Below are 11,170 nucleotides of genomic sequence, written 5' to 3' on the forward strand. Positions count from 1 at the left end.
TTATTGTCAGCGGTTGAGGTCGCGCAGGGCCTGGTTGAACACGTTGCGGTACAGGACCGAACTGCCTTCCTTCGTGGGGTGGAAGGACTGCTGGGAAATCGCGACCTCGTCCGGGCTCTCGCCCTGCGTACGGTCCGCGATCACGCGGTGGATGGCCTCCGGCTCCCCGCACACCCCGCGGCCCGCGAACTCCTCACGGGGGTCGGCGAAGGACACGGACGCGCCGGTCCTGAGGGCGGCGGCGGCCGCGGCCGCCCTCAGGGTGTCGTTCAGGACGCCGGCCATCTCGCCGAGCCAGAGGGCGGTGGGCAGGCCGATGCGGGGGAAGCAGCCGCCGTCGAACAGCCGCGGGTAGCCCATCAGCACGATGGCCGCGTTCGGTGCCTCGCGGTGGATCTCCAGCAGGGTGTCGTGGACGGCGGGACCGACGACGTCGTTGATCTGCCGGGGAACGGATTCGCCGAGCGGGACGCCGCCGTCCTCCTCCAGGGCGGTCTCCTTACAGGGATCCAGGCTGAGCCGGGAGATGCAGTGGGTGAGGATCGCGCTGAAGCGGGCGTCGTTGCCGCCGATGGACAGGGTGACGAGCGTGGTGTTCTCGTCCAGGTAGCCCTTGTCGAGCTGACCCAGTTCGCGGAACTGCCCTTCGCCGGTCAGGTCGCCGGTGAGCGCGCCCGAGCAGGCGTGGAACTGGTGCTCCAGGCTCGGGTCCCAGGTGTCGTGCCGCTCGCCGATGCTCAGGGCCGGACGGTCGGTGAGACTGCCCGCTCGCGACCAGGCGTACTTGGAGCGGTGACAGGCGTTGCCGTACTTCCAGAGGTAGTCGGGGTCCTTGTAGACGCCCTCGACGCCGCCGCCGTCGCTGTCGGTCTCGGTGTAGTAGTCATGCTGCGCCGCCGTCGAGGCTCCTTCGCCGGAGGCGTAGGAGTCGCCCAGCGAGACGATCTGGTGCCTGGGCTTGGAGCTCAAGGGCTGGAAGGCGATGGCGTCCCAGGCGATCCGCTGTTCGCCGTCGCCGTCATCGGTGAGGTTGGACAAGGAGACGGAGGGCACGCCGCCGAAGTCGAAGACGCCGAGGGAGACCCAGCGGTGCTGCCGGACGCGTTGCAGGACCGCGCGTTCCCGCCGGCCGTCCCCGGTGTCGACCGTGTAGACGGCCTGCTGGGTGGCGGCGTTGTGGTCGGGGATGTGCACCATCACCCGCGCCCACTGGCGGAGTGTGCGGCCCAGGGTCCAAGTGCCGGTGACGCGGTAGGAGCCTTCGGAGGGCGGGCGGGTGTTGGCGAACCAGAAGTGGCCGCCGAGCCCGCCTCCGACCTGATGGAAGTCGATCTTCGAGCGCTCCTGCCCTTCGCCGTCCTTGGCGAAGTTCAGCGCGAACGAGCCCGCGTTGGTGAAGCGACGGCCGCAGCCGGGCCGCACCGAGGCGACCGTGTCGGGCACGTCGTCGATGATCAGCGAATTGGCCGGGACGGCGTTGCTCCCGTTGAAGCCGGTGGTGAAGGGGTCGCAGTTGGGCCGGAAGTGCTCCACCGGCATCTTCTTCTGCTCGACCTCACCTGGATGGAGGGCGAACTCCGGTTCGGGATAGTCGGTCGGGAAGCGCATGTTCTCGTTGCCGCACTCGACGTCGCAGTGCTCCTTCCAGGTGGCCGGCTTGTGCCACCAGCAGCGGAAGTCCGTCCTCAGGCAGGGCTGGGCGGCGGGGGCGCAGGAGTTGCTGCTGTCGCAGAACAGGGTCCGAGGCGGCTTCACGCGCTCGCGCACGGGCTGGGTGACCCACCACGCCTGGTTGTATCCCGAGTGCGTCGAGTCATCGCGGAAGTCGTACTTGACGATGGGGTGGGCGGCCCAGCCCATGACCTTCTCCGGGTACGGCCAGCGCTGCGGGTTGGCGGCGTCGGACTGACTCTTCTCCAGGAACGGCTCGCGGTTGGGCGGGTAGTCGGCGTTCATCGGGTTGTTGGACCAGCCGAGGCCCCAGTTCCCGTACTGGTCGGTGCAGGTCGGACTGGGCCGGCAGCCGGTCTCGTTGCCGAAGCGCGCGTCGGGCTGGAACCCGCTGTTGTAGACCCACACGGCGGCGAACCAGTTCTCCAGCTTCGCCGGGTCAGCATTGTTGATCTTGATGTGGTCGTAGACCTGGTTCCATTTGTCCTGGAGGATGCGCAGCCCCGCGGCGATGTTGGTGGCGTAGTCGAGGGCGATGGCCCGCTGGGTGGTCTCGGCCTGGTCGCCCTTGCGCATGCCGGTGGTGACCTGCGCGACGCCGTACCCGCAGTCGGCTTCCCGCCAGCGGATGCTCCAGCCGTCGTCGGAGGCGCGCCTGCCGTAGTAGTCGCCGATCAGCGGGTTGCCGGTGACCCCTTCCAGAGCGTGCCAGGACGCCTGCCACAGGTTGGACTCCTGGGCCAGGATGCCGAGCATGATCTGCGCGGGCACCCGGCCGCCGCCCTTGAGCTGAAGGGGCGGGAGCAGGCCCTGTGGTGACCAGGACGGCAGCCCCGACTGGTTCCAGTTGGAGGGCCGCGGCGTCGTGAGCGCGCCCCGCACGGCGAGGTTGACCGCCCATTCAACCTGCTTCCAGTGCGGTTGCAGCGCTTGCCGCCTGGCGTCGTTGCGCGGGATCGCACAGGGCTCGACGGGGTCGTCGGTCTGGAGAGCGGGCCCCTCTGCCGCTCGCGCGCCGGTCCCGGTCCGCGGGCCTCCGGGGACGAGCGCGAAGTCGAGGCCGGCTCCGGTCCGGGCCACGTGCGCCTTGAGCGTCACCCGTGAGGGGGAACCCGGCGTTCCCAGGCGCGTGCCGGTCTGGGAGAGGAACAGCGCGCCGCCGGTTGAGACTTCGTCGTGCGCGCCCGCCGCGACCTGCACGACCTGGCCGGGCAACTCGCCGACCTCGGTGGGACGGCCGGTCAGGTAGGCCCTGCCGTCGGCCCCTGCTGCCAGGCCCAGCCGGGTGAGCGGGCCCTTGGCCAGTTGCTTCGGCCGCTCCCCGCCCGCGGGCAGGTGCTCGACGGTCGCCAGGTCGTCGCCGTGGGCGGCGAGGAAGGTCAAGCTGCCGTCGCGGTGCGGACGCAGGTGGCTCGGCGTGCCCTCCAGACGGGCGTACGGGCGTACCTTCCCCGAGCCGGAGACCTCGACCAGGCCGTCGCCCGCCACCGCCACGATCGCGTCCCCCATCGGGACCGCCGAGGTGGCCTGGCCGGGCACCTCGACCGGGGCGGCGGTCTTGCCGGTCGCCGCGTCCACCAGGTGCAGCCGGGTGGCGGTGCCCTCCTTCCCGCCTGCCTGGGCGAACACGGCGCTCTCGCCGGCGCCGCATCCTGGGCTGTGGTACGCGAGGCTCGCGTGCAGTCCCAGTTTGGTGATCCGCCCGGACTCCAGGTCGACCAGCGCGGTGAACGCGCCACGCTGGAAGAGCGCCTCGGAGTTGGTGAACTGACGTGGCCCGTAGGCCACCACCGCCCGCTTGGCCGAGCCGGTGAGGCAGACGTTGCCGACCCACCTGTCCGTGTCGAAGCCGCCCTCGGACAGCGTCGCCGCGGTCCGCCACCGGTAGCCCTCGGAGGCTCTGGCGACCAGGACGTGGAAGCCGGTGGAGTCACCCGTGGCGGTCCAGGCCAGGTCGCCGGAGCCGGACCAGCCCGAGCCGAGCAGCTCGTCCCGCCGGTCAGGGGGGACGGACCCGACCGGCTTCTCGACGGCGGCCGAGGCCGGCGCCGTGAGGGGTGCGGCCGGCACGGTCAGTACCGAGGCCAGCACAGCGCCCGCGAGCGCTGTGAGGAAGAGCGGGGTACGCACCGCTACCACCGGGCGTACGTCTGGAGGCGGACACGAGTCGGGTCCATCGGGCTCCGTTCGCGGAAGGTGAGGGCAGCCGGCGCGCGCCCTGGTCTGGGCGACGACGCTCGATCTGTCCGGAGATGTGGAGGTTCGAAACCGATCTTTGCGAACCGGCCCCATCGTGACCGCGTAGTCGTGAGGATGCCGTGAGAGATCCGTGAGTCAGCCGGGGCGGGGGAATACGGTGACGATGCTGACGTTCAGGGTGCTGGGCGCGGTGGAGGCGCGATGCCGGGAAGACGTGGTGCCGATGCCACCGAAGGTGCGGCGTCTTCTGGCCGCGGTGCTGTCGCGGCCGAACACCGTGGTCGGGGCGACGGACCTGATCGAGGCAGTGTGGGAGTCGGCTCCGCCGGCCTCCGCCCGCGAGAGCCTGCGCATCTACGTCCACCGGCTCAACCAGGCGCTCGGCACCTCGCGGGTGACCACCGCGGCCTCCGGCTACCTGCTCACCGTCGGCGACGACGAGCTGGACTCCCTGGAGTTCGAGCAGACCGTACGGCACGGCAGGCGGATGATCGACCGCGGCGACCTGGCCACCGGGGCGGCCACGCTCGGCCGCGGCCTGCGGATGTGGCGTGGCCGGGCCTTCGCCGAGCTGCAGACGCTGGCCGTGGTGCGGGAGGAGGCGACCCGCCTGGACGAGCTGCGGCTCACCGTGACCGAGGAGCGCTTCGACGCCGAACTCACCCTGGGGCGCCACAGCGAGATCGTCGCCGAGCTGAAGCCGGTGGCGCTCGCCCACCCGTTGCGCGAGAAGCTGCGCGCCCAGCTGATGACCGCCTTGTGGGGTGACGGCCGGCAGGCGGAGGCCCTTGCCGCCTACCGCGACGCCGCCGAGTTCCTGGCACGTGAGCTCGGCCTCGACCCGGGACCGGAGCTCCGCGACCTCCAGCAGCGGATCCTCCGTCAGGAGACGTACCCGGCGCGGCCCCGCGGTTCGGCCCCGGCCGTGATACCGGCGCAGCTGGCCCCGCCGAACTCCGCCTTCACCGGACGCGCGCAGGCGGTCCGCGCGCTGGACGGACTGGTCGACCCCGGGAGCCCGGCGCCGGTGGCGATCGTCAGCGGCATCGCCGGGGTCGGCAAGACCGCGCTGGCCCTCGACTGGGCCCACCGGAACGTGTCACGTTTCCCCGACGGCCAGCTCTTCGCCGACCTGCGCGGCTACGACCGCCTGGCCGTGCCGGTCGCCCCGCACGACCTGCTGGGGCGGTTCCTGCGCGCGCTGGGCGTCAACAGCGAGCAGATCCCCTCCGACCCCGACGAGCGCGCGGCGCTCTACCGCAGCGTCCTGCACCCGCTGCGGGTGCTGATCCTGCTGGACAACGCGGCTTCGGCGGCCCAGGTCCGGCCGCTGTTGCCGGGCGCGCGCGGTTGCCGCGTGGTGGTCACGGCCAGGCCTCGGCTGGAAGACCTCCTCATCGAGTACGGCGCGGCGGCCGTTCCTCTTGCGCCCCTCGACGATCGGGAAGCCGTGGACCTGCTCGCCGGCGTGCTCGGCGCCCCATGGGTCGAACGGGAACGTAAGGACGCCGAGCGGCTCGCCCGGCTGTGCGACGGCCTCCCCCTGGCTCTGCGGCTGACGGCCGCCCGGCTGACCAGCAGCAGGACCGGCACGCTCGCGGAGCTGGTCGCGCAGCTGGCTGACCGGCAACGCCGGCTCGACCTCCTGAGCGGAGAGGAGCTGCAGGTCCGCAGCGGCTTCGAGCTGTCCTGCCGCGACCTTCCCGCACCGGTGACGCGGGCCTTCCGGCTGCTGAGCCTGCTCGACGCGCCCGGCGGGCTGGCGGCCTGGCATCTCGCGGCGCTGCTGGACCAGCCGGACCTGTCCGAAGCGGACGCCCTGCTGGACGAGCTGGTCGACGCGCAACTGCTGCAGCCCCTGGGCGTGGACTGCGTGGGGCAGCGGCGCTTCCGCTTCCACGATCTCGTACGGCTCTACGCCGCCGAGCGCGCCGAGGCGGACGAGCCGGAAGAGGAGCGGCACGCGGCCACACTCCGCGCCTTCGGAGCCATGCTGGCGCTCACCGCCCACGCCGACAGAGCCTTCCGCGGCGAGGACATCGACGAGGTCCAGGGCACCTGCGCACGCTGGTTGCCCGACGACCACGCGTCGCTCGTCCCCGAGCCGATGCTCTGGCTCGACGCCGAACGCCTCAACCTGTCCGCCATGGTCCGGCAGGCCGCCCGCGCGGGCTGGTCCGAGCCGTGCTGGGAGCTGACCGCCACCGGCTCGATGCTGCGGCAACGGCGCGGCTACCAGGACGACCAACTCGCCGACTACGAGCTCGCCCTGGAACTGTGCCGCCGGGAGGGGAATCTCCGCGGCACGGCCGCCCTCCTCCTGAGCCACGGCGGCCTCCACCACCAGATGGGCAACCTGTCGCTCGCGGCCGCGTGCGCGAGGGAGGCCGTCGACCTGTACGAGCGCCTCGGCGACAAGCGCGGACACGCGCTGGCCCTGGCCGACTCCGGCGTCGCCCACCGCGTGCTCGCCGACTGGGAGCCGGCTCTGGCGGCGTTCGAGCGGGCCTTCGAGATCTTCGAGGACCTCGGCGACCTGGCGTCAGCCGCGTACGTGCTGTTCCATCTGGGGGCCCTGCACCTACGACGCGATCACTTCGGCGAGGCGGAAGCCGCGGCCGAACGCGGGCTCGCCCTGTTGCCCCCGGGGATTCCCGAGCTCGAACTCCACCTGCGCCGCACGCTCGGTGATTCCTACCTGCGCCAGGGCCGGGTCGAGGAGGCCCATGACATCCTGACCGACGTCCTGGCGAGCGCCCGCGCACGGGGCGACCTCTTCCAGGAAGCCGAAGCGCTGCTCGTCCTGGGCGAGACCGAGGTGGCGGCCGGTCGTCCCGCCCAGGGCAGGGCCACCCTCACCCTGGCTCTGGAGCAGGGCCGCCAGCTCAACGGGAAGAACTTCGAGGGGCGGGTGCACCTGGCCCTCGGCCACATCGTCGACGGCCGGCACATAGAGCATCTGGAGACGGCGGCCGAGATCTTCGCCGCGGCCAACGCCCCCGCCTGGCACGCCAAGGCCATGGCCGCCCTCACGACGCACCGGCGCTGACCTCAGGAGCGCTCGACGCGGACGGCGACTCCGTCGAGGATCAGCTCCAGCCCGAGCGAGAAGTCCGCGTCGGCGATGGTCGCGTCGGGGGTGTCGGACGGCAGCGTCTCGAACAGCGCCGAGGCGAACAGCCGGGCCGTCTCGGGGAAGCGTCCGGGGTCGACGAGCCGGACCAGCGCGCGGCCGTAGTCGCGCTCGGCGTCGGCCTGCCCCCGGCCCTCGGCGGCCCTGCCCTCGGCGAGCTCGCTGTATTGCCGCACCCACTGGACCACGTAGCCGTTGATCAGCGTCAGGATGCCGACCTTGTGCGCCCAGTCGAGGCGGGTGCGCGACAGGATGGCGAGCCCGGCCTCCATCCAGGCGATCTGGTTGGGGCCGGAGGGCGGCCCGGAGGCGGGCACGCGCGTCAGCCACGGCCGGCGCCAGGACACCGCGCGCAGCGCGAAGGCCCAGTCGCGCAGCCCTTCGCGCCAGTCGTCGGTGTCGAGGTCCGGAGGCGTGCCCGAGGCGGCGTCGGCCATGAGCGTGAGCAGCTCGTCCTTGGACCCGACGTGGCGGTAGAGCGACATCCCCGTGAAGCCGAGGCTCTTGGCGACCTTGGGAATCGTCACGCCGCCGAGCCCGTCACGGTCGGCGATCTCCACGGCCGCGGCGACGATCAGGTCGACGTCGAGGGCCGCGGGCCGCCCGAGACGCGAGGACTCCGGCATCCGCCACAGCCTGCGCAGCGCCGCCGGTATGTAGTCCTCGCTGGTCATGGCTCCCTTGTTCACCCCCGGAGAGTCAGGCCCCATCATGCCAGAACCTTCTTTAGTATATCTGTGATACTTTCTCTCTGAAACTAAATCTCGGGGAGAGGGTTGTACATGAGCGTCGACGCCGCGTCGCGGACATCGAGAGGGCCGGTCCGGCGCGCCGAACGCGCCCTCGCACCGGATCTGGCCAGGGGCGCGATGCTGCTGATCATCGCGCTGGCCAACGTCGCCGGAGTCGTCTTCGCCCGGCAGCCCGGCCTCGACCCCGACCCGGAAGGCGCCGAGGCCGGGCTCACCTTCCTGCTCTTCGAGCTCGTCCACGCCCGCGGGTATCCGGTCTTCGCCATGATGTTCGGCTACGGAGTCGTCCAGCTCGCCCGCCGCCAGGACGCCTCCGGCGCCACCTCGCGGCGGGTCCGCTCGGTGCTGGTGCGCCGCAACCTCTGGCTCGTCGTCTTCGGGTTCGCGCACGCCGCGCTGCTGTACTACGGCGACTTCCTCGGCGCGTACGGGGTCGTCGGGATCGTGATGACCCTGATGCTGCTGCGCCGGGGCGACGGGTTCCACCGGATCGTGCTGGTGATCTGGGCGGTCGCGGCGGTCCAGGTCCTGGTCATGGGCGCCACCGTGGTGAGCGGCGTCGTCGGGGGTCCCGGTGGGTCGGCCCCGCTGCCGGCGATCCCGATCGGCTCCCTCACCGCTCCGGGCTACCTGGAGTCCATGTCGGCTCGCCTCGGCGAATGGCCGTCGCACACGCTGACCGTCCTGCCCTTCATCCTGATCGCCTGGCTGGGCATGTGGGCCGCCCGCCGCCGCGTCCTCGAAGAGCCGGCCCGCCACCGGATCCTGCTCACGTGGACCGCCGTCCTCGGGCTCGGCCTCGCCGTCGCCGGAGGTCTCCCGGCCGCCCTGGTGAGCGCCGGATGGCTGCACGTCGACGAGCCGGCCGCCGCTCTGGCGCTGACGCTCCACGGCGCCAGTGGCATGTTCGCCGGCCCGGGTTACGTGGCCGTCTTCGGTCTGATCGCCATGCGGGTCACCCGGCCAGGCCCCGTCGTCGGCGCCCTCTCGGCCCTGGGCCGGCGCTCCCTGTCGGGATACCTGTTCCAGTCGGTGGCCTGGCTCGTCCTCCTGGCGCCCTTCACGCTCGACCTCGGCGACCGTCTCGGCAGCCCGACGGTGACCGGCCTGGTCATCGCGGTGGCCGTCTGGCTCGCGACCGTGCTGCTCGCCCGCCTTCTCGACGAGCGCGGACGGCCGGGCCCCGCCGAGTTCGTCCTGCGCCGCCTGACCTACGGCCCTCGGACGTAGTCGATGTCGAGGACGCTCCGGCCGCTCCGACCTACCCGCGAACAGACCGACAGTTCCAAGGAGCGGACATGTCACGGAACATCGAGACCGTCACCACCTATCTTGACGGTTTCCGTAAGAACGATCACGAACAGATCCTGTCCTGCCTGACCGACGACATCGAGTGGACCGTCTTCGGCGCCTTCCACCTGACCGGCAAGGACGCCTACGACCAGGCCATCGACGGCCCGCCCGGGCTCATCGACCCTCCCCACCTGGAGGTGGTGCGCATGGTCGAGCAGGGCGACGTCGTGATGGCGGAACTCATCGGGACGGTCCAGCGGGCTGCGGGCGGTGAGCTGCGCCTGTCCATGGCGGAGGTGTTCGTCATGCGCGACGGCAAGATCGCCGAGCGTCGGGCCTGGGTCGTGGAACTGAAGGAGAACGACTATCGCTGATGTACGTTTCACCGGTCCTCACCGGAGTGCGCTCGCGTCGTCCCTGATCAGCGGCGAGTAAGGGTCTGACGACGCCTGCGGGAAGGGAGAGACCTGGCCGGGACGGCGGCGGGCGGATACCGTCCGGTCGGGCGCGTCCAGGCACGGCACCGCGGGACGCGGGTGTCGCGATCCCGGACGCGCTCCGACGAAGCCCCGTCACTGGAGCCGACATGCCAGCAAAGCGCCGGGCAGCCCCCGCGTCGCTCGCCTTGTCCCTGCTACTCCTCGCCCCCCTGACCGCGATCGCCCCCCCGGCCACGGCCGCGACGCCGTCGTCCGTCACGGACGGCGGCGTGCCGCTCGAATCGATCAACACGACCACGACCCAGGTCGCCTTCGGACTGCGGCGCCCCACCGCCATCGCCACGCCCGACGACGGGACGGACCGGCTGCTCATCACCGAGAAGCGCGGCACCGTACGCGTCTACCACCCGGACACCGGTCTTGAGCAGACCCCGATCATCGACATCACGTCGTCCGTGGACGAGTCCGGCAACGAGCGGGGGCTGCTCGGCATCGCCCTGCCGCCCGACTTCGCCGAGAGCCAGGACCTCTACCTGGCCTACACCGCGCTGCCCGACGGCGCCGTGACCCTGGGCCGATACAGCCTGGACGAGGCGGAACTCGAACCGCTGCTGTCCCAGGAGCATGCCGAGCACAGCAACCACAACGGCGGCCAGATCACCTTCGGCACCGACGGCAACCTGTACATGAGCATCGGCGACGGCGGCGGTTCCGGCGACCCGTTCGACTCCGGGCAGCGCGTGGACACCCTGCTGGGCAAGATCCTCCGCGTCGACGTCAGCCGGAGCTGCGGCGACCTGGCGTACTGCGTCCCCGAGGACAACCCGTTCGTCGGCGTGGCGGGCGCCCGCGAGGAGATCTGGATGTACGGCGGGCGCAACCCCTGGCGCTTCTCCGTCGACCCCGCGGACGGCTCGATGTGGATCGCCGACGTCGGTCAGGGCAGGTGGGAGGAGATCAACCACGTCAAGCCCGGACGGCAGGCCGGCGCGAACCTCGGCTGGTCCTGCTACGAAGGACTGGAGGTGTTCGACGCGGACCAGTGCCGTTCCGGCGCCGCCTACACCAAGCCGGTCTTCACCTACTCCCCGTACACCGGCAGTTGCGCGGTCATCGGCGGGCAGGTGTACCACGGCGAGGAGTTCGCCGATCTGGTCGGCGGCACCTACATCGCCACCGACTACTGCTCCTCCATCGTGTGGGCGGTGCGCGAGGACGGCGCGGGCGGCTACTCCGTGGCGGAGATCGGCCAGATGCCCACGCAGGTCACGGCGTTCGGGGCCACCACGGAGGGCGAGCTGTACGTCGTCAACGACCTGCCCGGCGGCCTGCACCGCGTCTCGTTCGAGCGCGCGGAGCCGACCTGCCGGATCGGGTACACCACCCAGGTCTGGGGCGGCGGCATGACGGTCGACCTCACGATCACCAACACCGGCAGCACCCCGATCAACGGCTGGACGCTGCGGTTCTCCATGGCCCGGGGCCAGTCCGTCATCTCCGACTGGAACACCGACCTCACGCAGGGCGGCGACTTCGTGACCGCGGTCAACGCCGGGCACAACGGCTCCATCGCCCCCGGCCAGAGCGTCACCATGGGCTACCTGGCGAGCCATACGGGCGACGCGTCCCTGCCGACCCGGTTCTCGCTCAACAGGGACGCCTGCGCCGTCGTCCGCCGCTGA

Annotated in this window: 6 protein-coding genes; 4 read left to right on the forward strand and 2 right to left on the reverse strand. The window is 71.5% G+C overall.

Translation table 11 applies throughout. The features are described 5' to 3' along the window. Positions 1 to 6 precede the first annotated feature (6 nt). Positions 7 to 3,801, reverse strand: a complete 3,795-nt coding sequence (locus tag KME79_RS47250; protein ID WP_219549630.1) for a golvesin C-terminal-like domain-containing protein — start codon at positions 3,799 to 3,801, stop codon at positions 7 to 9. A gap of 232 nt (positions 3,802 to 4,033) precedes the next feature. Here KME79_RS47250 and KME79_RS35365 point away from each other — a divergent pair, with 232 nt between their 5' ends. Next, complete coding sequence (locus tag KME79_RS35365; RefSeq protein ID WP_219549631.1) at positions 4,034 to 6,919, forward strand: AfsR/SARP family transcriptional regulator; 2,886 nt, start codon at positions 4,034 to 4,036, stop codon at positions 6,917 to 6,919. A gap of 2 nt (positions 6,920 to 6,921) precedes the next feature. Here the strand turns inward: KME79_RS35365 and KME79_RS35370 are convergent, their stop codons facing one another. Beyond that, positions 6,922 to 7,677, reverse strand: coding sequence for a TetR/AcrR family transcriptional regulator (locus KME79_RS35370; protein WP_148035719.1), 756 nt, complete (start codon positions 7,675 to 7,677; stop codon positions 6,922 to 6,924). A gap of 108 nt (positions 7,678 to 7,785) precedes the next feature. Here KME79_RS35370 and KME79_RS35375 point away from each other — a divergent pair, with 108 nt between their 5' ends. From KME79_RS35375 to KME79_RS45680, 3 genes are all read left to right on the forward strand, one after another. Next, positions 7,786 to 8,985: a DUF418 domain-containing protein gene (locus tag KME79_RS35375; protein WP_219549632.1), complete on the forward strand. Its 1,200-nt coding sequence runs from the start codon at positions 7,786 to 7,788 to the stop codon at positions 8,983 to 8,985. Between the two features lie 68 nt (positions 8,986 to 9,053). Beyond that, a complete protein-coding gene (locus tag KME79_RS35380) occupies positions 9,054 to 9,422 on the forward strand; it encodes a nuclear transport factor 2 family protein (RefSeq protein WP_219549633.1) in 369 nt (122 codons plus the stop codon). Between the two features lie 212 nt (positions 9,423 to 9,634). Continuing rightward, positions 9,635 to 11,170 (forward strand): PQQ-dependent sugar dehydrogenase, encoded by a 1,536-nt coding sequence (locus KME79_RS45680; RefSeq protein WP_246640965.1) that lies wholly within the window; start codon positions 9,635 to 9,637, stop codon positions 11,168 to 11,170.

It is taken from the genome of Nonomuraea harbinensis, assembly GCF_019396385.1.
GTDB lineage: Bacteria > Actinomycetota > Actinomycetes > Streptosporangiales > Streptosporangiaceae > Nonomuraea > Nonomuraea ferruginea.